The sequence below is a fragment of the Sanguibacter hominis ATCC BAA-789 genome (genome assembly GCF_012396185.1).
Taxonomy (GTDB): domain Bacteria; phylum Actinomycetota; class Actinomycetes; order Actinomycetales; family Cellulomonadaceae; genus Flavimobilis; species Flavimobilis hominis.
On the sequence record NZ_JAAXOW010000001.1, the window covers coordinates 1,329,774 to 1,355,415 of the forward strand.

Consider the following 25,642-nt stretch of genomic DNA (forward strand, 5'->3'; position numbering starts at 1 on the left):
CGGGGACGAGGCGCTGACCACGAGAAATCGCCGGCCCGGCACGTCCAGCGTGCCGGGCCGGCGGACCGCGAGGTCACCAGTCGTGGACGGTGCCGTCCGCGAGGCGGTTGTACGGGAGGTATGCGACCTCGTACGGGTACTTGCCCGCCTCGTCGACGTCGAGCTCGACGCCGAGACCCGGCTGGTCGCCCGGGTGCAGGTAGCCGTCCGTGAAGGTGAAGGACTGCTGGAACACCTCGTTAGTCCGCTCGCCGTGCTGCATGTACTCCTGGATGCCGAAGTTGTGGATCGCGAGCCCGACGTGCATCTGCGCGGCGAGGCCGACCGGGGAGATGTCGGTCGGTCCGTGGAAGCCGGACTTGACCTGGTACTGCGCCGCGAAGTCCATGACCTTCTTGAGCGGGCTGATCCCGCCGAAGTGCGTGGAGGCGGCACGCACGTAGTCGATGAGCTGCTCCTTGATGAGCCCCTGGAAGTCCCACACGGTGTTGAAGATCTCGCCGATCGCGAGCGGTGTGGTCGTGTGCTGCCGCACGAGGCGCAGCGCCTCCTGGTTCTCCGCTGGTGTGCAGTCCTCGAGCCAGAACAGGTCGTACGGCTCGAGCGACTTGCCGAGCTTCGCAGCCTGGATCGGCGTCATGCGGTGGTGGCCGTCGTGCAGCAGCGGAAGGTCCGGCCCGAACTCGTTGCGCACCGCCTCGAAGACGCCGGGCAGGTGGCGCAGGTAGGCGCGCGTGTCCCAGTCCTCCTCGGCCGGGTGCGCCCCGCGGCGCGCCGGCTCGTGGTCGTAGCGCTCGTCGTTGCCGTCGAGCGCGGCCTGCGACGCGATGCCGTAGATCGCCTTGAGGCCCGGCACGCCGGTCTGCACGCGGATCGAGCGGTAGCCCTGCTCCTGGTGCGACCGGATGGAGTCGAACAGCTCGGGCAGCTCCTTGCCGGACGCGTGCCCGTACGCCATGAGCCCGGTGCGGCTCGCGCCGCCGAGCAGCTGGTACACGGGCAGCCCGGCGACCTTGCCCTTGATGTCCCACAGCGCCATGTCGACCGCCCCGATCGCGGCCATGGTCACGGGCCCGCGACGCCAGTAGGCGGAGCGGTAGAGGAACTGCCACGTGTCCTCGATGCGGTGCGGGTCGCGGCCGATCAGGAGCGGCGCGACGTGCTCCTTGAGGTAGGCGACGACCGCGAGCTCGCGCCCGTTGAGGGTCGCGTCGCCGAGGCCGGTGACGCCGTCGTCGGTCGTGATCTTGAGGGTGACGAAGTTGCGGTTGGGGCTCGTGACGATGACGTCAGCGGCGGTGATCTTCATGATCCTGCTCCTTGGGGGCGATGGGTTCAGGCGTCGGCGTCGGGCGTGGTCGGGAGCGCCTCGCGGCGCGCCTTGACCTCGGCGACCATCTGGCCGAAGACCTTCTCGGTGAGGGGGTAGGCGAGCATGATCAGCACGCCGAGCGCGATGAACGCGGCGGGAACGAAGCCCGCGACGAGGCGGATGCCGTCCTGCGTGCCCTGGGTCTGCACCTCGGCGTCGGCCACGTACCCGATCCAGCCGAGGGCGTATGCGGCGGCCGCGCCGCCGATCGCCTGGCCGAGCTTGCGGACGAACGAGAAGACGGCGTACGTCGTGCCTTCGGTGCGCACTCCGCTGCGCCACTCGCCGTACTCGACCGTGTCGGCCTCGAGGGCCCACATGAGGGTGTTCACCGCGGCGAGGCCGATGCCGTACAGGCCGAAGGAGACGACCGCGAACGCGGGGATCGACGGCGGGCTGACGGCGACGCCGACGGCCCCGACGATCGCGACGAGGGACGCGACGATGTAGGAGCGCTTCTTGCCGAAGCGCCGCACGATGCGCGGGATGAACGGTGCGACGACGAACATCGCGCCGGTCGACACGACCGTCAGGACGATGAACATGTTCGCGTCGCCGAGGACGTCGCGGGCGTAGTACGCCTGCACGGTCTGGAGCGAGAACATCCCGACGAGGAACATGAGCGCGCTCGTGCACAGCATGAGCAGCGGGCGGTTGCCGCGCAGGGTGGCGAGGCTCTGCTTGAGGGAGACCTGCGCGACGTCGCGCACGACGGTCTCGCGTGCCGTCGAGAAGAGGAGCATGTACAGCCCGAACCCGACGACGACGAACAGGAGGGTCGTGAGCGTGAGCGACTGCTGCAGGTTGTCAGAGCTGCGGATCTGGGGCGCGACGACGAAGGACAGCATGATGATCGTCGTCGCCGTGCCGATCGTGCGGAAGCTCGCGAGCTTTGCGCGTTCCTCCGGGACCTGCGTCATCGCTGAGGCGAGCGAGCCGTAGGGGATGTTGACGAGCGAGTAGGCGAGGCCGAGCGCCGCGTACGTGAGGTAGGCGTAGACGAGCTTGCCGGTGCCACCGAGCCCGCCGGGGACGGTGAACGTGGCGACCGAGAGCAGCAGGACGGGCAGCGACCCGAAGAGGAAGAACGGCCGGAACTTGCCCCACCGGGTCATCGTCTTGTCGACCTGCCGGCCGGCGTAGATGTCGGCGAACGCGTCCCAGGCGCGGACGACGAGGAACAGGGTGCCCGCGGCTGCGGGGGAGATGCCGACGACGTCCGTGTAGTAGAGCAGCAGGAACATCGACGTCATGGAGAACGCGAGGTTGTTGGCGGCGTCGCCGGCGGCGTAGCCGACGAGCTGGCGCATCCGCAGTCCCCGCGCGGGGGTGGCCGCGGGAGGGGCGGTGAGGGCAGGGTTCACGGACGGTGAGACCCCAGCGACGTTGCTGGTCATGGTCGTTTCCTCGATCGTGGGGAGGGTCAGGGGCGGGCGGTCCAGCGGCTGCGCAGCGCGTGCGCGGCGGCCTTGGGGCGGCGGTCGCGGGTGAACGCGCCCTTCTTGTTGCCGTCGGCGCGGAACACACCGTCGGAGGTCTGGAAGTCCGCGAAGTTCCACACGTGCTCGCCGACGACGGCGGGCACCTTGTCGAAGACGCGGTGGTTCATCTCGAGGTAGGCCACCTGGTACTCCTCGCTCCAGGGCGTCTGGTGCAGGGAGTGGAGGCCGGCCATCGTGTCGGCGCCGTACTCGGTGATGATGATCGGCTTGCCGTCGCCCGCCCACTGCTCGAGCTCGGCGGTCCACGCCTCCTCGGCGGCCGCGAGGTCGCCGGTGTTGACGTACCAGCCGTAGTAGCGGTTGAGCATGATGACGTCAGCGAGCTCGGAGACCTGGCACTTGCCGTGCGGGGCGAGCATGACGTTGACGAACCCGATCGGGCGCGTGCTGTCGAGGGACCGGGCGAGCTCGAAGAGCGGCTCGAAGTAGGCGCGTGCGGCGTCCGTGTCTGACTCGGGCTCGTTCGCGATCGACCAGAGCACGACGGACGGGTGGTTCTTGTCGCGGGCGAACAGCTCGCGGATCGCCTGGGCGTGCACCTCGCGGGACTTGTCGTTGATGGTCTCGGGGGAGAACGTCGTGTAGCCCTGGGTGCCGAAGATCCCGCCGCCGAGGCCCATGTTCTGGCCGACGGCCGCGACCTCGTCGATCACGACGATGCCCTGACGGTCGGCGTAGTCGTAGACCTCGTCCGCGTACGGGTAGTGCGAGGTGCGGAACGAGTTGGCGCCGATCCACTCCATGAGCGCGAAGTCGTGGACCAGGAACGCGTCGTCGTGCCCCTTGCCGCGCACGGGGGAATCCTCGTGCTTGCCGAAGCCGGTGAAGTAGAACGGCTCGCCGTTGATGCGGAACTCGGTGCCGACGACCTCGACCGTGCGGATGCCGACCGTCTGGAGGTAGGAGTCGACGAGCTCGCCACCGTTCTCGAGGCGGATCTCGAGCTCGTACAGGTAGCCGTCACCGGGCGCCCACAGGTGCGCGTCGGCGACGTGCAGCTCGGAGCTCGCGCCTGCGGCGCGTGCGACCTCGACGCCGTCGGCGTCCCGCAGGACCGTCACCACGGTGACGTCCTCGGGGCCGTCCGTGACGACGTCGTACCCGACGACGCCGGTCGTGCCGTCGATCGTCGTCACGACGGTGACGTCCTCGACGCGCGTGCGCGGCGTCGCGGTGAGCCACACGCTGCGGTGCAGGCCCGCGTAGTTGAAGAAGTCGTGGAAGTAGCGCTGCCGGCGGCCCTGCGGGGTGTCCTCGACGATGCCCGGGGGGATCGTCTGGAACGTCAGCTCGTTGTTGACGGCCGCGGTCACGCGGATCTCCTCGCCCGGCGTGACGAGCTCGGTGATGTCGACCTCGAACGGCGTGTAGCCACCCTCGTGGCGGGCGACCTCGGTGTCGCCGACCCAGACGACCGCGCGGTGCGTGGCGGAGTCGAAGCGGAGGCTGATGCGCTGGCCGGCCCAGCCGCGCGGGACGCGGGCGGTCGTCTGGTACCAGGCGTCGCCGACGTGGGTGCGGGCGGCCGGATCCGTGAGGATGTCGTTGTAGGAGGCGGGGACGGGCATCGCGACCGACTCCTCGAGGGGGGCGGCGAACCAGCGTGCGTCGTGCCCCGCGCCGGTCCCGTCGAGGCGCAGCTCCCACAGGCCGTTCAGGGACTTGCGCTCGCGGGTGTTGGTGTCCTGAGGACGAAGCATCGTCGGTTCCTCTCGCAGGGGGGTGGGGTTGGCAGAGCCATTCAGCGCCTGCGCCCAGGGGCGCGGCAAGCGGTTGCCATGGATTGCCGCGTGCCGTACGTTCGCCGCATGGTCGACGACGACACAGGCGCCAAGCCGCCCACGATCTACGACGTGGCTGCGGCCTGCGGAGTCGCTCCGTCGACCGTCTCGCGGGCGTTCTCCCGGCCCGGCCGCGTCGCTGCGGCGACGGCCGCGCGCATCCACGAGGTCGCCGAGCAGATGGGATACCGCAGCAACCCGTTCGCGCAGGCCCTGCAGGGATCGCGCACGAAGCTCGTCGCGCTCGTCGCGTCCGACCTGACGAACCCGTTCTTCTTCGAGATCATCCGCGGCGCCGAGCGTGCGGCCGCGGAGCAGGACTACACGCTCCTCGTCGCGGACGTGAACGAGTCGACCGAGGTCGAGCGCCAGGCGCTCGACCGCACGGCGGGCATCGTCGAGGGGATCGTGCTCGCGACGTCACGCCTCTCGGACACGTCCATCCGCGCGATCGCACGGCGTCAGCCCGCCGTCGTGCTCAACAGGGTCGTCACGGACGTGCCGAGCGTCGTGACGGACAACGGGCGCGGCATGCGCCGCGCCGTCGAGCACCTCGCGGAGCTGGACCACCGCACGATCACGTACCTCGCTGGCCCGGAGGCGTCCTGGGCGGACGGCATGCGGTGGCGTGCGGCGCAGGAGGCCGGGCACGAGCTGGGCCTGCGCGTGCGCAGGCTCGGCCCGTTCGCCCCGACGATCGACGGCGGGCGCGCGGCAGCCCGCGCGTTCGCGGAGGCGCGCACGACGGCGGTCGTCGCGTACAACGACCTGATCGCGATCGGCTTCATGCAGACGGTGCAGTCGTGGGGCGTGGCCGTCCCGGGGGACGTGTCGGTCGTCGGGTTCGACGACATCTTCGGCGCGGACTTCTGCTCGCCAGCCCTGACGACGGTCGCCGCGCCGCTCGCCGCGCTCGGGAAGCACGCCGTCACGATGCTGGTCGAGCAGCTCAGCACGGTGGGGCTGCGGGGCGCCCGGACGGTTGTGCCGCGGCGCCCCGCGCTGCTGCCCGCCGCGCTGCGCGTCCGCGAGTCCACGGGCCCGCGCCCGCGCCGCCAACGCGCCTGGACGCCGACGCCGCCCGCAGGCTAAGGCCGGCGCGGGAGGCGCGGGTGGGTGCGGTCTCAGCTGCGCGGCAGGACCGTGAGGACGCGCTGGATGTGCTCCGCGAACTCCGCCATGAACTCCGTGAGGAACGTGGCGACGGACTCGTCGGTGACGCCGCCCTCGCCGTCGAACAGGTCAGGCGTGACGGTGATGTAGGCCTCGGGGGAGGTCATCTGCCGGGCGTTGCAGAAGCTCAGGACGCCGCGCAGCGACTGCTGGGCGACCGCGGTGCCGATCTTGCCGGGCGACGCTCCGATGACGGCCGCAGGCATGTGGTCGAACGAGTTCTGGCCCCATGGCCGTGACGCCCAGTCGAGGGCGTTCTTGAGCGCCCCGGGGATCGACCGGTTGTACTCGGGGGTGACGAACAGGACGGCGTCCGACGCCGCGATCGCGTTCTTGAGGGCACGTCCCTCCGCCGGGTAGTCGGCGTCGAAGTCGGGGCTGTAGAGCGGCAGGTCCCCGATGGGGATCTCCGTGAGCTCGAGGTTGTCGGGCGCGACCTTCGCGAGCACGCGGCTCAGCTCGCGGTTGATCGACGTGGACGAGAGGCTGCCGACGAAGTAGCCGACCTTGTACGTGACCATCGTTGTCTCCCGGTTGAGGTGTGGTCCTCTCACGGTCGCACTGCGCACGCTCGCCCGCCACCGCGTGCCGCAGCGCCCATCCGGCGCCCTACCGCGGGACGAGGACCTGCGCGTGCACGACGGCGCGGACGAGCTCGGCGTCCTGGGCGAGTGCGGGGTCGAGGAGGGCGAGCAGGTCACGGCTGCCCGCGTCCGCGGGCATCCCGACGAGGGGGCGCAGCCGTTCGGCGAGCGGGTCGTCGAGCGCGGGTCCGCCTGCGCGGACGGAGGCGATCCATGCGGCGAGCGCGGCCACGGCGCCGTCGGGCATGCGGCCTTCCGTGCGCTCGCGGCGCAGCGTCGGGAGGATGCGCACCGGCAGCTTCTGCGTGCCGTCCTTCGCGATCTGGGCGAGGAGGTGCCGGATCGACGTGTTCGCGAACCTGGCCGTGAGCGCGACGCGGTACGCGGCGAGGTCGCCGGCCGGCAGGGTCAGATGACGGCACGCCTCGTCCCACCACGCCTCGACGCGGCTGCGCACGAGGGGGTCCGCGAACGCCTCGGCGACGGTCTCGTGCCCGCGGGCGGAGCCCGCGTACGCGAGGAGGGAGTGCGCGCCGTTGAGGAGGAAGAGCTTGCGCTCCTCGTACGGCACGACGTCGTCGGTGAAGGTGGCCCCTGCCGTCTCCCAGGCGGGGTGCGGGCCGCGGAACTCCCCGGCGAGCACCCACTCGGCGAACGGCTCGGTCGCGACGGGCGCGGCGTCGTCGAACCCGGCTGCGCGGGCGCGGGCGACGTCGTCGTCGGTCGAGGCGGGCGTGATGCGGTCGACCATCGTCGTGACGTAGGAGAGGTGCTCGTCGGCCCACGCCTGCAGGCTCGGGTCCACGAGGGACGTGAGGTCCTCGACGACGTCGCGCAGCACGTCGCCGTTCGACGGCAGGTTGTCGCACGGGACGATCGTCAGCCCGCCCCCGCCGGCGGCACGGCGCGCAAGGAGGAACGCGACGATCCGGGCGGGGGCGGTCTGCACGGGGGCGCGCGGGTCGGCGCGCAGGGTCGCGACGTCGGCGGCGACGCGGGAGTCCTCGTGGTCGATCCCGCTGGCCCCGCGGACGTAGCCAGCCTCGGTGACGGTCGTCGTCATGACGGTGACGGCCGCGTCGGCGGCGTAGCGGAGCAGGGCCTCGTGGTCCGTGCCGGCGTGCGCGGCGACGACGGACTCGACGGTCTCGACGTGGTCCGCGCCGGGGGCGAGCTCGGCGAGCGTGTACAGCCCGTCCTGCGCGGTCAGCGTGTCGGCGAGGGCCCGGGAGCGGCCGGTGAACGCGGCGATGCCCCACTCGGCGGCGTCGTCGGCGTGCGCGGTGTACCAGGCCTGGTGCGCACGGAAGAACGCGCCGAGGCCGAGGTGCACGTGCCGCACGGGTGGCGCCGGCTGGGTGCGGCGGAGCGGTGCGGCGCTCACAGCCCGAACGCTTCCGCCGGGCGGCCGACCACGAGGTCGACGGCGATCTCGGCGGCCTCGTCCTCGTCGAGGCGATGCTCGGCGACGAGCCCCGCGAGGAAGCCCGCGTCGAGGCGGCGGGACATGTCGTGGCGGGCGGGGATCGAGCAGAAGGCTCGCGTGTCGTCGATGAAGCCGCTCGTCCGGGAGAAGCCGGCGGTCTCGGTGACGGCGGCGCGCCAGCGCCGGATCGCGTCCGGGGCGTCGAGGAACCACCACGGTGCGCCGACGTAGACGCTCGGGTAGAAGCCCGCGAGAGGTGCGATGTCGCGCGCGGACGCGGTCTCGTCGAGCGTGAAGAGGACGACCGTGAAGCCGGGGCTCGTGCCGAACCGTTCGAGCATCGGGCGCAGGTGGTCGGTGTAGGAGACCGCGAGCGGGAGGTCCGCGCCGACGTCGGCGCCGTAGCGGTCGAACGTCGGGCCGTGGTGGTTGCGCCGGACGCCCGGGTGGATGGTCATGGTGAGGCCGTCGTCGGCGGACATGCGGGCCTGCTCGAGGAGCATGTGGCGGCGCAGCGCGGTGCCGTCCGCGGTGCCGGCGTTCCCGCGGAGCGCGTCGGCGTAGATGCGCTCGGCGTCGGCCCGGTCGAGGTGCAAGGTGCCGGGGTCCTCGTGCGAGTGGTCCGCGGAGACGGCGCCGTGCGCCTTGAAGTGGGCGCGGCGCGACTCCATCGCGGCGACCCACCCGCTGAACGTGTCGGTCGCGACGCCGGCGGCCTCGCCGAGGCGCGCGACGTCGTCGGCCCATCCTGGGGCGGTGACCTCGAGGTAGCGGTCGGGGCGGAAGGTCGGTACGACGCGGCCTGTGAACGACGGGTCGGCCGCGAGCGCGGCATGCGCGGCGAGGTCGTCGACCGGGTCGTCGGTCGTGGCGAGGACGGAGATGTTGAAGCGGTCGAAGAGCGCGCGGGGGCGGAAGCCCGGCTCTGCGAGGCGTGCGGCGATCGCGTCGTAGACGGCGTCGGCGGTCTCGGCGCTCGGGCGGACGGTCACCCCGAAGACGTCGACGAGCTCGGACTCGAACCAGAAGCGCACGGGCGTGCCCGCGTACGCGGACCAGTGCGTGCACAGGTGCCGCCAGGCGCGGCGTGCGTCTCCCTCGGGGAGCGGTCCTTGCCCGACGCCGAGCTCGGAGAGGGGGACGCCCGACGCGTGCAGGAGGCGGGTGACGTAGTGGTCGGGCGTCACGAGGAGGGAGGTCGGGTCGGCGAAAGGCTCGTCGTCGAGCAGCATCGCCGCGGGGACGTGGCCGTGGGGGGACACGATCGGGAGGTCGCGGGTCTGGCCGTAGAGGCGGCGTGCGACGTCGCGCGCTGTCGGGTCGGCGGGGAGCAGCCGGTCGGGGTGAAGTGTCCAGGCGTCCATGCCGTCGAGTCTCGGCAGCGCCATGCGCTCCGGCAATCGGTTGCCGTCACTTGCCCCGCAGGGGCGCGAGCCCGACGGCGGAGCGCGCCTCAGTCCGAGCGCGTCACTCCTGGTGAGAGCCGTCCGAGCCGTACGCGGCGTCTTCGCCCGACGCCCGGTCCTCCTCGCGCAGCCGGGGCTCCGTGCGCAGCTCCGGCCGGAAGCCCGACTTGTCGGCGTAGAACGCACGCACCACGTCCATGTCCGCCCGCACGTCGCCCGTCGGCACGAACGTCATGCCCAGCCCGGACGTCATCGTGTCGCGGTCGACGTAGCCGAGCGTGATCGGCAGCCCCGCCTCGACCGCGATGCGGTGGAAGCCTGACTTCCAGTACGTGCCCGACGACCGGGTGCCCTCCGGCGTCACCACGAGGTAGAAGCCCTGCCCGGAACGCACCCGCTCGACGATGTCCGTGACGATCCCCGCCGGGTTCGACCGGTCGACCGGGATGCCGCCGAGCCATCGCATGATGAAGCCGAACGGCGGCTTGAACAGCGTGTGCTTGCCGAGGTACTTGACCTTCAGCCCCAGGTCCCACGCGATGCCGAGCATGAGGATGAAGTCCCAGTTGGAGGTGTGCGGTGCCCCGATCAGCACCCCGACGCCATCCGTGGGGACGACGGTCGACCTGTGGGTCCACGGGCTGATCTTCCAGCCCAGGCGAGCGATGGCACGACGAATCCTCATGCGCACACAGTAGGTGGTCACCGGCCGGATCCTGAGACGCCGCCCTCTGCGGCCCGCAGGCCCGGCGACGATCGAGCCATGACGGACCTTCCCGACCTCACGGCGCTCGTGCGCCGCGCGCGCCCCGAGGACGCACCGTCGCTCGCCGTCGTCCACGTGCAGGCGTGGCGCGAGACGTACCCCGGCCTGCTCTCGGACGAGCTGCTCGCGAACCTCTCCGTCCCCGAGCACGAGGCCATGTGGCGCGACATCCTCGACAGCCCCGACGCCCCCGGGGCGTGGCTCGCGCAGGTGCGCGACGACGTCGTCGGCTTCACGCTCGTGCGTGCCCCGCACGATGACGACGCCCCCCGCCCGCACGAGCTCGGCATGATGTACGTGCTCGACGCCGTCAAGGGCGCAGGCGTCGCCGACGCCCTCGTGACAGCCGCCCTCGGCGACGTGCCCGCCTACCTGTGGGTCGCGCGCGACAACCCGCGCGCACGACGCTTCTACGCCCGTCACGGCTTCGTCGCCGACGGCGCCACCAAGACCATCCCGCACTGGGACGACATCGTCGACGTCCGCATGGTCCGCTGACGTTCGTCGTGCGAGGCGCCGGGCGTCGGCTTACGGTCGAAGAACCGCGATACCGACGACCTCCAGGAGGAGACATGGGACTCGACGACAAGCTCAAGAACGCTGCCCAGGACCTGCAGGGCAAGGGCAAGGAGGCGGCCGGCAAGGCCACCGACGACGAGCGTCTCGAAGCGGAGGGCAAGGGCGACCAGGTCTCCGCCAACCTCAAGCAGGCTGGCGAGAAGGTCAAGGACGCCTTCAAGGACTGACGTCCCGATGAGCTCGACGCTCGGACGCGTCCACCCCCCACAGGTCCGCTCTCGCGGCCTGTGGGGGAGGCGCGTCGGCGCGTCCGCGCTCCTGGTCTTCGTCGTCGCCGGCGCGACCGGCCTGCTCGGGGTCCGCTCCACGACCAGGACGACGACGGAGGGGGACGTGACCCTGAGCGTCACCTACGCCGCCACCGCCCGCAGCGGCCTCGACGTCCCCTGGAGAGTGGTCGTCGAACGCGCCGGAGGGTTCGACGACGAGATCACCCTCGCCGTGACCGGCAACTACTTCGACATCTTCGAGACGCAGGGCTTCGTCCCGTCCCCCTCCGACGAGGTCCGCGACGGCACGCAGCTCTTCCTCACCTTCGCCGCCCCCGAGGGCGACACCTTCGTCCTCGACTTCGACGCCTACATCCAGCCCGCATCCCAGATCGGCCGCAGCGGCACCGTCGCCGTCGTCGAGGCCGACAGCACCCAGGTGGCCACGACGTCGTTCGCCACCCGCATCGTCCCGTAACGACACCAGCCGGCCGCGCCCGGCGCAGCTTCGCCCGGAGGAGTGGCTGTGGAGACCGTCGTCCGCGCCGTCATCATCTTCACGTTCCTGTGGGGCATCACCCGCGTGGTCGGGCGGTCCACCCTCGGCGAGCTCAGCGCTTTCGAGCTCATCCTCTTCATCTGCATGGGCGACCTCGTGCAGCAGGCGGTGACCCAGCAGGACTACTCCGTGACCGGGGCCATGCTCGCCGTCGGCACGTTCGCGCTGCTGACCATCTTCCTGTCGTGGATCAACGCCCGATATCCCGGGGCGCGGCGCTTCACGCACGGCGTCCCCGTCGTCGTCGTGCACGACGGCGAGGTGCAGGCCGACGTCATGCGCGCCGAACGGCTGTCCCTCGACGACCTGTACGGCGCAGCCCGCCAGCAGGGCATCGCCCGCATGGAGTCCGTGCGCCTCGCGGTGCTCGAGACGAACGGCCAGATCTCGTTCTTCCCGTTCGAGCAGACCAAGAGCTCCGACAGGTCGGCCGCTCGCTGAGGACCGTCAGCCCAGGTCGGCGTCGTGCACGCAGATCGCGATCTGCACGCGGTTGTCCACCTCGAGCTTTGTGAACAGCTTGCCCACGTGCGACTTCACCGTCGGCACCGACATGAAGAGGGTCGCCGCGATCTCGCTGTTGCTCAGCCCGCGGCCGATCGCCTGCGCCACCTCGAGCTCTCGCTCCGTGAGGCGTGCGAGGCGCTCGCGGGCGCACGCGCGCCGCGCCGGCGGTTCGTCGACACCACGGACGCCCTCCGTCGAGGAGCCCGGCGTCGCGACCGCTGCGATGAGCTGCGCCGTGATCGACGGCGACAGCGTCGGCTCCCCGGCCGCCGCCGCCAGCACGTCGCGCACGAGCCGCTCGGGCGGGGTGTCCTTGAGCAGGAAGCCCGTCGCGCCCGCGCGCAGGGCGCCGAGCACCATGTCGTCCGCGTCGAACGTCGTCAGCACGATGATCCGCAGGTCCGGGTTCGAGGCGAGCAGCGCTTCCGTCGTGGCGAGCCCGTCACGGCGAGGCATGCGGATGTCCATGAGCACGACGTCGGGCGTCGTCGCGCCGACGACCTCCTCAGCCTCGAGGCCGTCCCCGGCCTCGCCGACGATCTCGATCGAGCGGTCACCGCCGAGGATCATGCGCAGCCCCGCGCGGACCAGAGGATCGTCGTCGACCAGGACGACGCGGGCTGCCGGGGCGGACGAAGAGGTCGCGTCGGGCGTCATGGACGCAAGCCTTTCACGGAGGCGGGCGGAGCAGGGCAGAGCGGCACGGTGCGCGTGGGGGAGGCGTCCACTACCGTGGCTGTATGTCGAGCCCGGGCAGTGGTGCGGGGCGTGGACCGAAGGCCGACCGCGCCATGGATGCGATACGCGCCGCAGCGACCGACCTGATCGTCGCCGCCGTCGACACGTCCGCGCTCACGATGGACGCGCTCGTCGATCGCACCGGGCTCGCCGCCGACGTCGTGGCGCTCTACTTCCCCGACACCGACGCCCTCCTGCACGACCTGATCCTCTCCGCGTTCCAGCGGTGCCTCGCGCGCATGGACCTCGAGGTGTCGCTCCTTCCCGCCGGCGCGACGGCGCTCGAGGACCTCGAGGCGCTCGCCGTCGGCTACGTCGTGTGGGCAGGGGAGGACCCGAGCGGGTACGCGCTCGCTTTCGGGGTGCGCAACACGAGCGACCTCGGCCTGGCGAGCCTCGAGGACGGCGCCACGGCGCCCGCGCAGGTCCTCGACACGGTCATCGCGGGCGTCGAGCTCTGCCGCCCGGACCTCCCGCCTGACGTCGCGAAGGAGCGCGCGGTCGGGCTGTGGCTCGCCCTGCACGGTCTGGTCCGGATCCGTGTCGACCGGCCGAAGGTCGCGCTCGTGCCGACGAGGCACCTCATCCACACCGTCGTCGACGTGTTCGCAGGCAGCCCGGGCCGGAGCCTGCGGGTGATCCGCTAGGAGCGGTTCCGCGCTGCGCGCGTCGCGGTGGCCGGCGGCCGTCACGACCACGGGAGCCACGCCGACACGACGTAGCGTCCGGAGCGGTCGGGGCCGTGCCGCAGCTCGCCCCCGGCGAGGCTCGCCCGCTCGGCGAGGCCCGTGAGGCCCAGCCCCGACGACGGCGGTCCGTCCGTCGGACCCCGCTTCCCCGACGGGCGCGCGGCGGGCAGCGCGTTGAGCACCTCGATCGTGAGACGGTCGACGCCGTCGGGCGCCGTCGACCGGCCGACGCACACATCGACCGGCATCCCCGGAGCGTGCTTGCGCGTGTTCGTCAGCGCCTCCTGGACGATGCGGTACGCGGCGCGGCTCACCGCCCCCGACAACCCGGGCAACGCCTCCTCCACCTCGGGAGCGATGTCGAGCGCGACCGTCGTGCCCGCCGAGCGTGCCGACGTGACCAGCTCGTGGATGTCACCGAGCAAGGGCTGCGGCCGCTCCGGCGTGGCCGAGGACGGGCTCGCGTTGAGGTCGCGCAGCACCCCCAGGACCTCGCGCAGCTCCTTGAGGGCCAGGTTCGCGTTGTCACGGATGATCGCGGCGGTCTGCGCCGTCTCCTCCCGGCCGAGATCCGTGCGGTACGCGAGCGCGCCCGAGTGCATCGCGACGAGCGAGATGCGGTGCGCCAGGACGTCGTGCATCTCGCGCGCGATGCGCGTCCGCTCCTCGGCACGCGCCTGGTCGACACGTGCGGACTGCTCGCGCTCCGCCGTCTCGGCACGCGTGCGCAGCGTCGCGACGAGCTCGCGTCGCGCGCCGACGTACGAGCCGACCGCGACGACGATCCCGTAGACGAGGAGGGTCGCGATCATGAGCGCCCACCACGGGACGGTCGGCGTCATGTCGGACGTCATTCGGTCGTAGACGACCGACAGCGACACCCAGCCGACGCCGAGCGCCGCGATCTCACGCCAGCGGCGTCGCGTCGCGACCGACATGAGCACGACGAGCGACGGCGGCACGCCCGTCATCGAGAAGCTGCCGGCGAGGCACGCGACCGCACCCGCCAGGAGCGGCCACCGGCGACGCACCGCGAACGCCCCGAACGCGACGACACCGAGCAGGACGTCGAGCCCGAGCGAGCGGCCTGCGAACGCCGCATCCGTCGAGCCCACCACCAGCAGCAAGAGGGAGGCGGTCACCGTGACGAGCCAACGCCAGGTCTCCTGCCAGGTCGTCAGCGGCGCCGGGAGGAACACAGGCCGGCGCGGCTCCGGGTCGGACGTCGCGGTGACGGCGGGAGGCACTGGTGACATGGTCCCCCCACCCTAGGAGCGACGTCGGGCAGGGGGAAGCGACCCCGGTCGCGGGCACCCCCTACCGTGGGTGGACCTCCGTGAAGGACGCAGGGAGGACGCGCCCGCGCCCGCGGGACGATGCGGTCCCTGCCGCTGCGCTGGTGCGATAGACGCATGATCACCGTGGAGAGACTCACCAAGCGCTACGGCGGCTTCACCGCCGTCGACGACGTGTCGTTCACCGTCCGCCCCGGACGCGTCACCGGCTTCCTCGGCCCGAACGGGGCCGGCAAGTCCACCGCCATGCGGATGATGTGCGGCCTGACCGTGCCCACCGCCGGCACCGCCACCATCCTCGGCAAGCCCTACGCCGCGCTGCCGAACCCGGCGCGGCACGTCGGCGTCCTGCTCGACGCCTCCGCCCAGCACGCCGGCCGCACCGGCCGCGAGGTCCTCACGCTCGCCGCCATCATGACGGGCGCCGACCGCACGCGGGTCGACCAGATGCTCGACCTCGTCGGGCTCACCCCCAAGGAGGCCGGCCGCCGCGTCCGCAACTACTCCCTCGGCATGCGCCAGCGGCTCGGCATCGCCGGTGCGCTGCTCGGTGACCCGCAGGTGCTCATCCTCGACGAGCCCGTCAACGGCCTCGACCCGGCCGGCATCCGCTGGATGCGGTCGCTGCTCGCAGGGTTCGCAGGGCAGGGCGGCACCGTGCTGCTCTCCTCGCACCTGCTCCTCGAGATGCAGGAGGTCTCCGACGACCTCATCGTCATCGGCGGCGGCAAGATCGTCGCTCAAGGCTCCAAGGAGGAGCTGCTCAGCGTCCCCGGCTCGGTCGTCGCGTCCCTCGACGACGTCGCGCTCGCGAACGCGCTCGAGCGCGGCGGGTTCGAGGTGTCGCGCCATGCAGGCGGCGGCCTCGCGACGTCGGCGCAGCCCGAGCAGGTCGGCGTCGTCGCACGCGACGCCGCGATCGCGCTCACGAACCTCTCGCTCGCGCAGAACCACGGGCTCGAGGAGCTGTTCTTCAACCTGACTGCCGACACCGCACGAGAGGAGGTGGCGGCATGAGCACCGCGACCCTGACGACGCCGTCGGCCAAGGCTGACTGGTCCGTCCCGCCCGCTGGCGCGCCTGGCGTGCCGTTCCTGCGGCTGCTGCACGCCGAGCTGCGCAAGCTCGTCGACACCCGCGCCGGCCGTGGCCTGCTTATCGCGATCGGCGCGATCACGCTGGTCGGCCTCGGGATCGTCGTGGCCGTCGGAGAAGCCCCGACGCTGACGTTCTGGGAGCTCGCGAGCGGCGCGTCGTCCATCCAGATGCTCATCCTGCCGGCGCTCGGCGTGCTTGCCGTGACGGGCGAGTGGAGCCAGCGCACCGGCATGACGACGTACACGCAGGAGCCCCGACGTGGCCGGGTGAACGTTGCCAAGCTGCTCTCGGCGGTCATCCTGACGCTCGTGTGCACCGTCGCGCTGCTGCTCATGTCGGCGGTCGCGCACCTCGTCGCCGTCGGCCTCGACCAGACGAGCGCCGACTGGTCCGTCGGGTCCTCCGACATGTTTGCGCTCGTGTTCCTGCAGCTGCTCGTCGTGGTGCAGGGCGTCGCGTTCGGCATGCTGTTCCTCAGCACGCCCCTCGCGCTCGTCGTGTACTACATCCTGCCGATGGTCTGGTCGCTGCTCGCGCAGCTCGTGTCCTGGCTGCGGGACAGCGCCCCGTGGATCGACCTCAACACGGCGCTCATGCCGTTGTACGCGGACGAGGGACTGACAGGCCAGCACTGGGCCCAGATCGCCGTCACTGTGACGATCTGGATCGTCGTGCCGTACGTCGTCGGGCACCTGCGCATCGTCCGCCGCGAGGTCAAGTAGCCGAGTCGCGAGGGCGGGGCCCGCACGTCGGGCCCCGCCTTCGTGCTGCACCGCAGCCGGCCGTCGCAGGGGGACGTCCGGCGTCGCCGCCCCGCCGGCGCTCCCACCTGCCGTGCCGTGCGGTCGCCGACCCGCCGGCGCTACCCGCTGCTTCGTGAGGTAGGGGGTTCTTCGCGAGGTAGGCCGGTGGTCGTGAGGTAGGGCGCTGCATGCCCCTACCTCACGTGGAGAGCCCTACCTCGGCAGCTCGCTGTGGCGCGGGGTGGCGCGGGGTGGCGCGGGCGCGCCGGACGACGCGGCCGCGGCGACGAAGTTCGCGGCGGATCAGGTCGCGGCGGTCGTTAGGGTGGTGGGATGCGCACGCTCGTCATCTCCGCCGTCTGCTTCCGGGACGAGCAAGGCCGCATCCTCACGGTCCGCAAGCGCGGTACGTCGAAGTTCATGCTGGTGGGAGGCAAGCTCGAGCCGGGCGAGGATCCCGCCACGGCGGCTGTCCGTGAGGTGGCGGAGGAGGTCGGTCTGGAGATCCGCCTCGACGAGCTCGAGCTGCTGGGAGCATTCGACTCCGACGCCGCGAACGAGACCGACACCCGGATCGCGTCCACGGTCTACCTCGCGCCCCTTCCTGAGGGAGCGACGCCGGAGGCCGCCGCCGAGATTGCCGAGCTGGCGTGGCTCGACCCCGCGACGGCGTCCGCCCGCGACGATCTTGCCCCGCTGCTCCAGCACCACGTCATCCCCGTGCTGGACGGGCTCGTCGCCGGGCGCTGAGCCGGGAGCCCGTGCCGCGCGACCTGCCCCACACCCCTCCGGGAACCGACGCGGCGCCTCGCACCCGCGACCAGGCGGCGCGGAACGCTCAGCGAGCTCGGAGCGCCGGCCGAGGTGTGTGAGGGATCGGCCCGGGCGCTGCCCGGAGAACTCGGGCGACCAGCAGCTCAGGGCTCCGGAGGTCCTCCTTCGTGACGCGCACGAGGCGCCACCCCGCCTCCGTAAGTGCGTCAGCGCGCCGCTTCTCACGGATGAACGTCTCCTGCTCAGCGCCCGCGTACTTCGAGCGTCCGTCGTACTCGATGAGGAGTCGCCAGGCCTCCCACCCCATGTCGGCCCGGAACCGGCCGAGATGCGTGCGCACCTCGAGCTGCGTCGTCGGGCGGGGGAGCCCGGCGGCCAGCACGATCAACCGCGTGCAGCTCTCCCCCGGGGACTCCGCGCCGGCATCGGCGCAGGCGAGGAGCTCTCGCGCCAGCCGGACCCCGCGACAGCCCACGCGCTCCTCGAGAAGCGCAGAGACCTCCGCCAGGTTCAGACCTGCGCGCAGGGCGGCGTCGACGACGACGAGGCCCTCGGCGGGTGACGACGTCATGGCGCAGTCGGCGACCGTCCGCGGGAGCGTCGTGACAGGCAGGCCGCCGACCTGGGTGCGCTGCCCGTGCGGCACGACCGCGACGTGCCGGGCGACCGGTGCGCCCCGCCGCACGCTCGACCTCGTCGGCGACGTCACGTGGATCCTCGACCCGGAGCGCCAGCTGGGCAGGTCCCACGGGAGCGCCGCGGTCGTGTGGGAGAAGCAGGCGTGTGGTGCGAGCGTCTGGCTCAGCGCGACCAGGGTGGCCCGGAGCTCGCGTTCGCGGCGTTCGTGCGTATCCATGCCGGCCGGGTGCGCCTCCATCGAGGCGCCGCGCCTGAGCCGGATCCACTCCCCGCTCCGGCGCCGGACGGCGACGTCGGAGGGCAGGTGGTCCCGGCTGAATCGGACGGTCGAGATGGTGCGCGTGCCCTGGCTCATGGGCACAGAGTTGTCACGTGAACGGTGCGCCGTGCGGTCGTGAGACTCGGGCTGTGGGTCCACCCCCTGGTGTTGGACGCCGTGGGCAGGCAGCCGCGACCAGTCGCCCGGGGCGGCCGCCCGGGCCGCGCGGGCCACCCGTGTCGCGAGGTAGGGGGCTCGACGCGAGGTAGGGCCGTCGAACGCCCTACCTCGAGGGGGAGGGCCTACCTCGAGAGGGAGGGCCTACCTCGAGAGGGAGGGCCTACCTCGGTGCAGGGCCGGGCGGACGTGCGCACAGCGCGGGGGGCGCCTCAGCGCGGGGCACCTCAGCACCGGGCGCTGAGCCCGGTCGCGTCAGACGCCCGCGTAGAAGGCGCCGATCGCACCCGACAGCGCGACGACGTCGCGCACGTGGATCAGCTCGCGCGCGGAGTGCATCGACAGCAGGGGCGCACCGACGTCGACCGTGCGGATGCCGAGACGCACCGACGTGATCGGGCCGATCGTCGAGCCGCACGGGACCGTGTTGTTCGAGACGAACGCCTGCGGCTGCGTGCCGGCAGCCTCGCACGCGCGCGCCCACAGGGCCGCGCCGTGCGCGTCGGACGCGTAGCGCTGGTTCGCGTTGATCTTGAGCAGCGGGCCGCCGCCGGGCACCGGGTGGTGCGTCGGGTCGTGCCGCTCGGCGTAGTTCGGGTGCACGGCGTGGCCGACGTCGCTCGACACGCACCACGACGCGGCGTACATGCGGGCGAGCTCCTCCGTCGTGCCGCCCGACAGGCGCGCGGTCACGTCGGCGAGGAACGGTCCGGCCGCGCCCGAGCGGGACTCCGACCCGATCTCCTCGTGGTCGAACGCCGCGAGGACGCTGATGTGGTCCGCGTCGTCGGGCGCGCCGAGGAGCGCGACGAGGCCCGCGTGGACGGACGTGAGGTTGTCCATGCGGGGCGCCGCGAACAGGGTGCGGCCGGCGCCGAAGCGCGCGGGCGGGGCCGTGTCGACGGTGATGACGTCGTGGCCGACGACGTCGCTCGCCGCGACCCCTGCGATGCTCGCGAGGAGCTCGAGGACGTCACGCTCGGCCACGGGGCCGTCGTCGCCGTCGACGCCGAACACGGGCTGCATGTGGCGCTGCTTGTCGAGCTTGAGACCGTCGTTCGACGACCGGTCCAGGTGGATCGCGAGCTGCGGGACGCGCAGCATCGGGCCCGTGCGCACGAGGTGCTCGGCGCCGTCGCGCGTCACGAGGCGGCCGCCGAGCTCGAGCTCGCGGTCGAGCCACGAGTTGAGCAGCGGCCCGCCGTAGACCTCGACGGCGGCCTGCAGCCAGCCGTGCGACACGGTCGTCGGTGCGGGCTTGAGCTTGAGGCCCGGGGAGTCCGTGTGCGCGCCGAGGATGCGCAGCGGGGTGGTGGGGCCCGACGACGCGGGACGCACCCACGCGATGATCGCGCCGTCGCGCACGACGTACGCGCGTACGTGCCCGGCGACGTCCCAGGCGGCTGCCTCGTCGAGGCGCGTGAAGCCCGCGTCGTCGAGCCGGCGGGCCACTTCGGCGGCGGCGTGGAAGGACGACGGCGACGCTGAGATGAAGCGGGCGAAGTCGTCGATGTGCGCGTCCAGGTTCTGCGAGGTCATGCGTCTATCCAAGCACTCGGTCCTCCGGCGCACCGGCACTCAGGTCCCGGCAGCCGGAGCGTGCAGGGTTGCGACGACCGGCGGCGTCGCGCCGCGGACGCGCAGCCGTGCCAGGACCTCGTCGAGCGCACGGTGGTAGGCGACCGTGCGCGGGTAGCCCGAGTGGGTCGCGACGGAGAAGAGGTAGGTGGTGCGGTCGTCCTCCTCCGCGAGGCGGTCGACGTCGTTCGGTGCGTATCCCCACGCGGGGAAGCCGAGGTAGTCGCTGCGCCGCCACAGGCTGACCCAGGCGGGCGGGCCAGTCCGGCCGCCGTGGAGCCGGCTCGTGAGCGCGCCCGTGAGCGGCGTCGCCGTCGCGGAGCCCTCGGCGATCTCGCGACCCCACGGGTCGGTGGCGAAGGCGCCGGGCGGCTTGCACGGCGGGACGCCGAGCGTCGCGGGGCCGAGGAGGTCGGGCAGGAATCGGCCGAAGTACGGGCGCACCTGGACGCCGTAGGTCAGCAGCCCGACGTCGTCCCACCCGTCCTCGTCCCGGGCGAACAGGGCGGCGATCGTCAGGAGCGCCCCGAGGCTGTGCGCGGACACGACGACGACCCGCCGCTTCCCCCGCTCCCCGCCGGTCAGCCACGCGTCGATGCGGCCGCGCAGCTCGGGGACGGCTCGCTCGGCGTAGCACGGCGGGCCGAACGGGTGGGCGGCGCGCGGGAGGAAGCAGAGGATGTCCCACACGATCCCGAGGGGCCGGGTCACGCCGCCGGTCCCGCTCGCTGCGACCATCGACCCGACGACGAGGAGCGCGACGGCGCCGACCGCCGCCACGGGGAGCGCGGCCTGCGTGGGTGTGAGGTTGAGGAGGATCGGGGCCCACTGCGCGCGCACCTCGACGAGCGAGGCGACGTCGTCGGCGGCCGTGACGGAACGCGCCTCGGTGAGCAGAGTGAGGACGAGGACGACGAAGGACAGCGCTGCGATCGTCCCGAGGATCACCTCGGCCCGTTGCAGCTCGGCGGCGTTGCGCCGCGCCGTGAGGATGCGGGCGAGCGCTCGCGGGGTGAGGTCAGCATCGCCCGGGTTCGGGTAGCGCTTGCCGCGCGGTTCGAGCGGGGCGCGGCTGAGCGCGCGCCGCACGCCCATCCCGATGAGCACGACGACGGTTGCTGCGACGACGAGGAGCGTCGCCGTCGCGAACTCGACGTAGGCGGCCGGCGCGGCGACGCGTACGGCGGGCGCGGGCGACGTCGGGACGACGTCGAAGACGGGGCCGCCCTTCCAGGCGGCCTCTGCGGCGGTGGCGTGCTCGGGCGGGACGGCGAGCCGTGCGCCGTCGGCCGGGCCGTTGAGGTAGGCGGCGGTGCCCGAGACGAGGAGGGAGCAGAGCACCATCGACGTGGCGGTCGCGAGGAGGAGGAAGACGCCAGGGCCCGCTCCGCGCCATCCTTCGTGCCGCCGTGCGGTCTTGCGGGGCCGGAGGAGCGCCGTGGTCGTGCGGAGGGCGATCGCCAGCAGCAGCGCGGCGCCGACCGCCTCGAGCCACCCGCTCAGCCGCACGTCGCCGACCGTGAGGTCCATCGCTGCGGCCGTGAGCGCGACGGTCGCGAGGACGGCTGCCCAGATGGTCGTCCAGGGGCGGCGGCTGTCGCGCCACGCGAGGGCGCTGACCGCGAGCACGAGGAGCAGGGCGACGAGCGCCGTGGGCGCGACCATGAGGCTGGACAGCTCGCTGCCGAGACGGGGGTCGTGGACGGCGCCGTCCGCGGGGAGGGCCCACAGGCGGGCGAGCGTGCCTGCGAACATGATCGAGACGGCGACGAGGTAGGAGACGGCGGCGCCGGCGTGGCGGTGGGCGGTCGTGCTCCGGCGCGCGGGGGCGGGCACGTCGACGGACGCCGCGGAGTCGACGGCGAGCCGGTGGCCGACGAGGACGAGCAGCACGACGGCGACGACGAGCAGGACGAGGAAGTCAGGCTCGCGGGTCGTCGTCCTCAGGCATGCGGCGTCGGTGATCGTGCGGATGTCGCGGCACGCCCAGACGCCCCCGAAGACGCGGTCCCACGCGACGATCCCGACGAGGAGCGCGAGCGCGCCGGCGACGTGCAGGAGGGTGCTCGCCAGGGTGAGGCGTGCGTGGCTCCAGAACCCGGGGGTCGCGAGGAGGACCGCCGACGAGGGTGTCCGAGACCCGGGCGACGTAGCTGTCGCGTGCCGTGCTGAGGTGCGTTCCTCGTACCGGACCCGCCCGAGGCTGCTGAGCAGCCAGAGAAGGACGACGAGGACCGCGACCGCGACGAGCACGAGCGCGGTGCGTTGACCGGGCGTGCGGCTGGCGAGCGCCTTGAGGGAGTCGGGCAGCTGGGTGCAGACGGCGGCGACCGGCTGGTCGGGGCTCATGCCTGTGCTCGGGAGCGACGGGAGGGGGCGGAAGCACTGCGAGGCCACGAGGGAGAGCCCGACGGTCGCGAACGACGAGACGGTGAGGAGAGTGAGCAGCAGGCCGTAGAGGCGCACGGCGATCGCGGTCCCGCGGCTGGCTCTGCTCGCTCTGGTGTCGCCCTGCCGGCCCGGGTGGATCGGACGGGCCCAGTACGCGGTGTTGGCCAGGCCGAACGGGAGGACGAGGGTCCAGGCGGCTCGGGCGGCCCCGCGGGCGACGGCGCCCAGCGCATCGCCGAGGGGCAGGTTGGTCGCGCGCGCCATGGCACCCCACGAGTAGGCCTCGCGCGTGACGTCCGACCGTTGGCGGTGGCGATGGTCCGGGGGGCGTGCGACCGCTTCGGCGCGGGCCTCGGCGGTGGGCGTCCAGAAGCTGCCGAGGTCGTCGCCGTCGGCGCGCTCGATCTTGTCGGCGGGAAGGTCGAGCATGCTGGTCGGTGGCGTGTTGGAGACACCGTGCACGCGCAGCTCGAGGATCTCGGTCTTCGCTCGGTTCTTCGCCATGGTCGCCTCGCGCGTCCGCGGCGCCGCTCGTGCCAACCTGCACGGCCGGAGCGGCTCCGGCTGTCCCTGTTGTCCGGAATGTACCTCTGGGTCCCGGTGGCGACCAGGGTGGTCGTGCTCGTCCGGGATGTCAGAGGTGCGCCGTACCGTCGCGGCATGAGACATGCGTTCGTGGGCAGCTACGGCTCGGCCGACCAGATCGTCGAGATGGCGGTCGAGGCTGAGCGGGCGGGGTGGGATGCCTTCTTCACGTGGGACGGCATCACGATCGGTGAGGTCGACACGTTCGACCCGTGGGTGCTGCTCGGCGCGATCGCGGTGCGCACCGAGCGCATCCGCCTCGGCGCGCAGGTGTTCTCCCTCGCCCGGAGGCGGCCGTGGAAGGTCGCGCGTGAGTCCGTGACGGTCGATCAGCTCTCGCACGGTCGGCTGATCATGCCCGTGGGGCTCGGCGCGGTCGAGGACGGTGGCTACTCGCGCGTCTCTGGCGAGGTCACGTCCGCGCGGGAGCGTGCCGAGCGGCTCGACGACTGCCTCGACGTCCTCGCCAAGGCGTGGACGGGCGAGAAGTTCAGCCACGACGGACCGGTCTACCAGGCGACGGACGTCGTCTTCCGGCCGCGTCCCGTGCAGGAGCCGCGCATCCCGGTGTGGGCGGTCGGGCTGTGGCCTGCGCCCAGGTCGATGCGCAGGGCAGCCCGCTGGGACGGCGTGATCGTCCAGCCGCGCGAGGAGGACCCGTTCGCGCCCGCGACGCCGGAGCACGTGCGACGCGTCGTCGCGTGGTTGGGCGAGCACCTGCCGGAGCGGGACCCGGCGGCGCCACCGTTCGACGTCGTGGTCGAGGGGGTCTCCGTCGACGACCGGTCCGCGGCGGTGGAGCGCGTCGCGGCGCTCGAGGAGGCAGGGGCGTCGTGGTGGGTCGAGTCCCGGTGGGACGTCGAGCGTGACACGCCGGAGGCCCTCCTCGCGCGGATCCGTCAGGGGCCGCCGCGGTGACGCCGGGGACGCGTCAGAGCAGGATCGGGATGGGCCGGAGGTCTGGCGCCGGGTCGGAGGCGTGGCGCTGGTGCGACTCGACGGCGAAGCGCTCGCGGCTGTTGCGCGGTGCGGGCACCCCGTCGTCCGACGGTGTGAACCCCGACTTGAGAGCGACCCGCCGCGACGCGACGTTGTCGGCCCGGTGACCGAGCTCCACGCGCGTCACGCCCATCTCGGAGAACGCGTAGGTGACGAGGGACGCGCACGCCCGCGACGCGAGCCCCGAGCCGCGGTGCTCCGGGGCAGTCCAGTAGTGCACCCACGCGCGGCGGTCGCCGCCGGCGGGCTCGTCGCCGCGCTCGCACGCGACGCCGACGCAGCCGATCGCGCGGCCGTCGACGTCGATCGCGAGGCTGATCTCCTGTCCCGGCTCGACCGTGAGCTCGTTCGCGATGAACTGCTCGTAGTCGCCCAGGGACTGCGGCGCGTCACCGAACTGGCGGTCCAGGTCGGGGTCGGCGCGACGGGCCGCCATGAGGTCGGCGGCGTCGTCCGAGGTCCAGGGGCGGAGGGTCACGAGCACCGGACAATTATGCGACGGACCGCGCGCAGACATGGCACCCTGGCTCCTTCGGCCCACGTTCCCTCCCCACCCCCGGAGACGACATGACCACGACCGCACCCGAGGACGTCGTCCTCGTCGCCGCCGCGCGCACCCCCCACGGACGCCTCAACGGCGCGTTCGCCACGGTGAGCGCGATCGACCTCGGAGCCGCAGCGATCCGCGGCGCTCTCGAGCGGGGCGCGATCGACGCGAGCGCGGTCGACCTGGTGATCATGGGCAACGTCCTGCAGGCCGGGCTGGGGCAGGCGCCCGCCCGGCAGGCTGCGATCGCCGCGGGCATCGGCTGGGACGTCCCCGCTGTGACGATCAACACCGTGTGCCTGAGCGGGCTCACGTCGATCGTCGACGGTGCGCGCCGCATCCGCAGCGGCGAGGTCGACGTCGTCGTCGCGGGCGGCATGGAGTCCATGACGCAAGCGCCGCACCTCTTGCGCGGTCAGCGTGCCGGCTGGGTGTACGGCGACGTCACCGCCGTCGACTCGATGGCGCACGACGGCCTCTCGGACGCGTGGAGCCACGAGGCGATGGGCCTCGACACGGAGCGGCGCACCGCCGACCACCCGGCGTCGCGCGAGGAGCAGGACGAGGTCGCCGCCCGATCCCACCGCCTCGCAGCACAGGCGCGCGACGCGGGCGTCCTCGCCCGGGAGATCGTGCCCGTCACGGTGAAGGGACGCCGCGGTGACACCGTCGTCACGGACGACGAGGGCATCCGCCCCGACACGACGCCGGAGAAGCTCGCGGCCCTGCGCCCCGCGTTCACCCCGGACGGCACCCTGACGGCCGGCAACTCGTCGACGATCAACGACGGCGCGGCCGCCGTCGTCCTCGCGCGCCGCTCCGTCGCGGAGGAGAGGGGCTGGACCGTCCTCGCGACGCTCCGCTCGGCCGCCGAGGTCGCTGGCCCGTCGCCCGCCCTCGCCCCGCAGCCCGGCAACGCCGTGCTGCGCGCCCTCGCGACCGAGGGCTGGCAGCTCGAGGACCTCGACCTGCTCGAGATCAACGAGGCGTTCGCTGCGGTCGCCGTCCACTCGGTGCGCCAGCTCGGCGTGCCGATCGACAGGGTCAACGTGCACGGCGGCGCGATCTCGCTCGGCCACCCTCTCGGCGCGTCGGGTGCTCGCCTCGTCGTGCACCTCGCGCACGAGCTCGCGAGCCGCGGCTCGGGCCGCGCCGTCGCCGCGCTGTGCGGCGGCACCGGCCAGGGCACCGCGCTGCTCCTCGAGGCCGTGACCGCGAGCTGACCGACGACCTGCGGTTAGCCTGGTCGGACCCCTGGACCGACCG

General features: G+C 72.7%; 24 protein-coding genes. 11 read left to right on the forward strand and 13 right to left on the reverse strand.

Annotated features, from left to right (window positions below; genetic code table 11):
- Positions 1-73 precede the first annotated feature (73 nt).
- From manD to uidA, 3 genes are read right to left on the reverse strand one after another with little or no spacing between them, the layout of a single operon-like run.
- Positions 74-1,309, reverse strand: a complete 1,236-nt coding sequence (gene manD / locus HF995_RS06085) for a D-mannonate dehydratase ManD (protein ID WP_168446834.1) — start codon at positions 1,307-1,309, stop codon at positions 74-76.
- Between the two features lie 26 nt (positions 1,310-1,335).
- Positions 1,336-2,769: a glucuronide transporter gene (gene uidB / locus HF995_RS06090; protein WP_286189218.1), complete on the reverse strand. Its 1,434-nt coding sequence runs from the start codon at positions 2,767-2,769 to the stop codon at positions 1,336-1,338.
- 26 nt (positions 2,770-2,795) lie between these two features.
- Positions 2,796-4,574 (reverse strand): beta-glucuronidase, encoded by a 1,779-nt coding sequence (gene uidA, locus HF995_RS06095; protein WP_168446835.1) that lies wholly within the window; start codon positions 4,572-4,574, stop codon positions 2,796-2,798.
- Positions 4,575-4,682: 108 nt separating this feature from the next.
- Here uidA and HF995_RS06100 point away from each other — a divergent pair, with 108 nt between their 5' ends.
- Entirely contained in the window at positions 4,683-5,747 is a 1,065-nt protein-coding gene (locus tag HF995_RS06100) for a LacI family DNA-binding transcriptional regulator (RefSeq protein ID WP_168446836.1), read from the forward strand.
- A gap of 32 nt (positions 5,748-5,779) precedes the next feature.
- On the opposite strand, the gene HF995_RS06105 is transcribed toward HF995_RS06100, so the two are convergent.
- The 4 genes from HF995_RS06105 to HF995_RS06120 form a co-directional block, all read right to left on the reverse strand.
- Entirely contained in the window at positions 5,780-6,349 is a 570-nt protein-coding gene (locus HF995_RS06105) for an NADPH-dependent FMN reductase (RefSeq protein ID WP_168446837.1), read from the reverse strand.
- 88 nt (positions 6,350-6,437) lie between these two features.
- Positions 6,438-7,796 carry a mannitol dehydrogenase family protein gene (locus HF995_RS14080; protein ID WP_350308757.1) on the reverse strand — a complete coding sequence of 453 codons (1,359 nt, stop codon included), beginning with the start codon at positions 7,794-7,796 and terminating at the stop codon, positions 6,438-6,440.
- On the reverse strand, positions 7,793-9,202 hold the full coding sequence (gene uxaC, locus HF995_RS06115) for a glucuronate isomerase (protein WP_210727080.1): 1,410 nt from the start codon (positions 9,200-9,202) through the stop codon (positions 7,793-7,795). The genes HF995_RS14080 and uxaC overlap by 4 nt, the downstream gene beginning before the upstream one ends.
- Positions 9,203-9,305: 103 nt before the next feature.
- Complete coding sequence (locus HF995_RS06120; protein WP_168446839.1) at positions 9,306-9,929, reverse strand: 1-acyl-sn-glycerol-3-phosphate acyltransferase; 624 nt, start codon at positions 9,927-9,929, stop codon at positions 9,306-9,308.
- Between the two features lie 78 nt (positions 9,930-10,007).
- Between HF995_RS06120 and HF995_RS06125 the strand changes: the two genes are divergently transcribed.
- From HF995_RS06125 to HF995_RS14085, 4 genes are all read left to right on the forward strand, one after another.
- Positions 10,008-10,508, forward strand: a complete 501-nt coding sequence (locus tag HF995_RS06125; protein ID WP_168446840.1) for a GNAT family N-acetyltransferase — start codon at positions 10,008-10,010, stop codon at positions 10,506-10,508.
- Positions 10,509-10,582: 74 nt separating this feature from the next.
- Entirely contained in the window at positions 10,583-10,756 is a 174-nt protein-coding gene (locus HF995_RS06130) for a CsbD family protein (RefSeq protein ID WP_168446841.1), read from the forward strand.
- A 7-nt stretch (positions 10,757-10,763) separates the two neighbouring features.
- Positions 10,764-11,276: a hypothetical protein gene (locus tag HF995_RS13605; protein WP_210727081.1), complete on the forward strand. Its 513-nt coding sequence runs from the start codon at positions 10,764-10,766 to the stop codon at positions 11,274-11,276.
- A 48-nt stretch (positions 11,277-11,324) separates the two neighbouring features.
- Positions 11,325-11,798, forward strand: a complete 474-nt coding sequence (locus HF995_RS14085) for a DUF421 domain-containing protein (RefSeq protein ID WP_168446842.1) — start codon at positions 11,325-11,327, stop codon at positions 11,796-11,798.
- 6 nt (positions 11,799-11,804) lie between these two features.
- Here the strand turns inward: HF995_RS14085 and HF995_RS06145 are convergent, their stop codons facing one another.
- A complete protein-coding gene (locus HF995_RS06145; RefSeq protein WP_168446843.1) occupies positions 11,805-12,521 on the reverse strand; it encodes a response regulator in 717 nt (238 codons plus the stop codon).
- A 134-nt stretch (positions 12,522-12,655) separates the two neighbouring features.
- Here HF995_RS06145 and HF995_RS06150 point away from each other — a divergent pair, with 134 nt between their 5' ends.
- Entirely contained in the window at positions 12,656-13,249 is a 594-nt protein-coding gene (locus HF995_RS06150) for a TetR/AcrR family transcriptional regulator (RefSeq protein ID WP_168446844.1), read from the forward strand.
- A 41-nt stretch (positions 13,250-13,290) separates the two neighbouring features.
- Here the strand turns inward: HF995_RS06150 and HF995_RS06155 are convergent, their stop codons facing one another.
- Positions 13,291-14,547: a sensor histidine kinase gene (locus HF995_RS06155; RefSeq protein WP_168446845.1), complete on the reverse strand. Its 1,257-nt coding sequence runs from the start codon at positions 14,545-14,547 to the stop codon at positions 13,291-13,293.
- Positions 14,548-14,703: 156 nt separating this feature from the next.
- Between HF995_RS06155 and HF995_RS06160 the strand changes: the two genes are divergently transcribed.
- The 3 genes from HF995_RS06160 (at position 14,704) to HF995_RS06170 (ending at position 17,177) form a co-directional block, all read left to right on the forward strand.
- Positions 14,704-15,603, forward strand: coding sequence for an ABC transporter ATP-binding protein (locus HF995_RS06160; RefSeq protein ID WP_168446846.1), 900 nt, complete (start codon positions 14,704-14,706; stop codon positions 15,601-15,603).
- Positions 15,600-16,406: a hypothetical protein gene (locus HF995_RS06165; RefSeq protein ID WP_168446847.1), complete on the forward strand. Its 807-nt coding sequence runs from the start codon at positions 15,600-15,602 to the stop codon at positions 16,404-16,406. Before HF995_RS06160 ends, HF995_RS06165 begins: the two co-directional genes overlap by 4 nt.
- A 354-nt stretch (positions 16,407-16,760) precedes the next feature.
- Complete coding sequence (locus HF995_RS06170) at positions 16,761-17,177, forward strand: NUDIX hydrolase (RefSeq protein ID WP_210727082.1); 417 nt, start codon at positions 16,761-16,763, stop codon at positions 17,175-17,177.
- An 88-nt stretch (positions 17,178-17,265) separates the two neighbouring features.
- Here HF995_RS06170 and HF995_RS06175 read toward each other — a convergent pair whose 3' ends face one another.
- The 3 genes from HF995_RS06175 to HF995_RS06185 form a co-directional block, all read right to left on the reverse strand.
- Positions 17,266-18,195: a hypothetical protein gene (locus tag HF995_RS06175; protein ID WP_168446848.1), complete on the reverse strand. Its 930-nt coding sequence runs from the start codon at positions 18,193-18,195 to the stop codon at positions 17,266-17,268.
- Between the two features lie 336 nt (positions 18,196-18,531).
- Positions 18,532-19,815: a M18 family aminopeptidase gene (locus HF995_RS06180; RefSeq protein ID WP_168446849.1), complete on the reverse strand. Its 1,284-nt coding sequence runs from the start codon at positions 19,813-19,815 to the stop codon at positions 18,532-18,534.
- Positions 19,816-19,854: 39 nt separating this feature from the next.
- Positions 19,855-22,749, reverse strand: a complete 2,895-nt coding sequence (locus HF995_RS06185; RefSeq protein ID WP_168446850.1) for a hypothetical protein — start codon at positions 22,747-22,749, stop codon at positions 19,855-19,857.
- Positions 22,750-22,905: 156 nt separating this feature from the next.
- Between HF995_RS06185 and HF995_RS06190 the strand changes: the two genes are divergently transcribed.
- Positions 22,906-23,748 (forward strand): LLM class flavin-dependent oxidoreductase, encoded by an 843-nt coding sequence (locus HF995_RS06190; protein ID WP_168446851.1) that lies wholly within the window; start codon positions 22,906-22,908, stop codon positions 23,746-23,748.
- A 13-nt stretch (positions 23,749-23,761) separates the two neighbouring features.
- On the opposite strand, the gene HF995_RS06195 is transcribed toward HF995_RS06190, so the two are convergent.
- The gene (locus HF995_RS06195) at positions 23,762-24,313 is read right to left on the reverse strand and encodes a GNAT family N-acetyltransferase (RefSeq protein WP_168446852.1); all 552 of its coding nucleotides are present in this window, start codon (positions 24,311-24,313) and stop codon (positions 23,762-23,764) included.
- An 83-nt stretch (positions 24,314-24,396) separates the two neighbouring features.
- Here HF995_RS06195 and HF995_RS06200 point away from each other — a divergent pair, with 83 nt between their 5' ends.
- Positions 24,397-25,599, forward strand: a complete 1,203-nt coding sequence (locus HF995_RS06200; RefSeq protein ID WP_168446853.1) for an acetyl-CoA C-acetyltransferase — start codon at positions 24,397-24,399, stop codon at positions 25,597-25,599.
- Positions 25,600-25,642 lie beyond the last annotated feature (43 nt).

Coding starts and splice junctions, on each gene's coding strand:
- HF995_RS06105 (WP_168446837.1), bottom strand. CDS start 6,349: ATGGTCACGTACAAGGTCGGCTACTTCGTCGGCAGCCTCTCGTCCACG.
- HF995_RS06185 (WP_168446850.1), bottom strand. CDS start 22,749: ATGGCGAAGAACCGAGCGAAGACCGAGATCCTCGAGCTGCGCGTGCAC.
- HF995_RS06165 (WP_168446847.1), top strand. CDS start 15,600: ATGAGCACCGCGACCCTGACGACGCCGTCGGCCAAGGCTGACTGGTCC.
- HF995_RS06100 (WP_168446836.1), top strand. CDS start 4,683: ATGGTCGACGACGACACAGGCGCCAAGCCGCCCACGATCTACGACGTG.
- HF995_RS06190 (WP_168446851.1), top strand. CDS start 22,906: ATGAGACATGCGTTCGTGGGCAGCTACGGCTCGGCCGACCAGATCGTC.
- HF995_RS13605 (WP_210727081.1), top strand. CDS start 10,764: ATGAGCTCGACGCTCGGACGCGTCCACCCCCCACAGGTCCGCTCTCGC.
- HF995_RS06155 (WP_168446845.1), bottom strand. CDS start 14,547: ATGTCACCAGTGCCTCCCGCCGTCACCGCGACGTCCGACCCGGAGCCG.
- HF995_RS06180 (WP_168446849.1), bottom strand. CDS start 19,815: ATGACCTCGCAGAACCTGGACGCGCACATCGACGACTTCGCCCGCTTC.
- manD (WP_168446834.1), bottom strand. CDS start 1,309: ATGAAGATCACCGCCGCTGACGTCATCGTCACGAGCCCCAACCGCAAC.
- uidB (WP_286189218.1), bottom strand. CDS start 2,769: ATGACCAGCAACGTCGCTGGGGTCTCACCGTCCGTGAACCCTGCCCTC.
- HF995_RS06120 (WP_168446839.1), bottom strand. CDS start 9,929: ATGAGGATTCGTCGTGCCATCGCTCGCCTGGGCTGGAAGATCAGCCCG.
- HF995_RS06200 (WP_168446853.1), top strand. CDS start 24,397: ATGACCACGACCGCACCCGAGGACGTCGTCCTCGTCGCCGCCGCGCGC.
- HF995_RS06145 (WP_168446843.1), bottom strand. CDS start 12,521: ATGACGCCCGACGCGACCTCTTCGTCCGCCCCGGCAGCCCGCGTCGTC.
- HF995_RS06125 (WP_168446840.1), top strand. CDS start 10,008: ATGACGGACCTTCCCGACCTCACGGCGCTCGTGCGCCGCGCGCGCCCC.
- uidA (WP_168446835.1), bottom strand. CDS start 4,574: ATGCTTCGTCCTCAGGACACCAACACCCGCGAGCGCAAGTCCCTGAAC.
- HF995_RS06130 (WP_168446841.1), top strand. CDS start 10,583: ATGGGACTCGACGACAAGCTCAAGAACGCTGCCCAGGACCTGCAGGGC.
- HF995_RS06150 (WP_168446844.1), top strand. CDS start 12,656: ATGGATGCGATACGCGCCGCAGCGACCGACCTGATCGTCGCCGCCGTC.
- uxaC (WP_210727080.1), bottom strand. CDS start 9,202: ATGGACGCCTGGACACTTCACCCCGACCGGCTGCTCCCCGCCGACCCG.
- HF995_RS06170 (WP_210727082.1), top strand. CDS start 16,761: ATGCGCACGCTCGTCATCTCCGCCGTCTGCTTCCGGGACGAGCAAGGC.
- HF995_RS06160 (WP_168446846.1), top strand. CDS start 14,704: ATGATCACCGTGGAGAGACTCACCAAGCGCTACGGCGGCTTCACCGCC.
- HF995_RS06175 (WP_168446848.1), bottom strand. CDS start 18,195: ATGAGCCAGGGCACGCGCACCATCTCGACCGTCCGATTCAGCCGGGAC.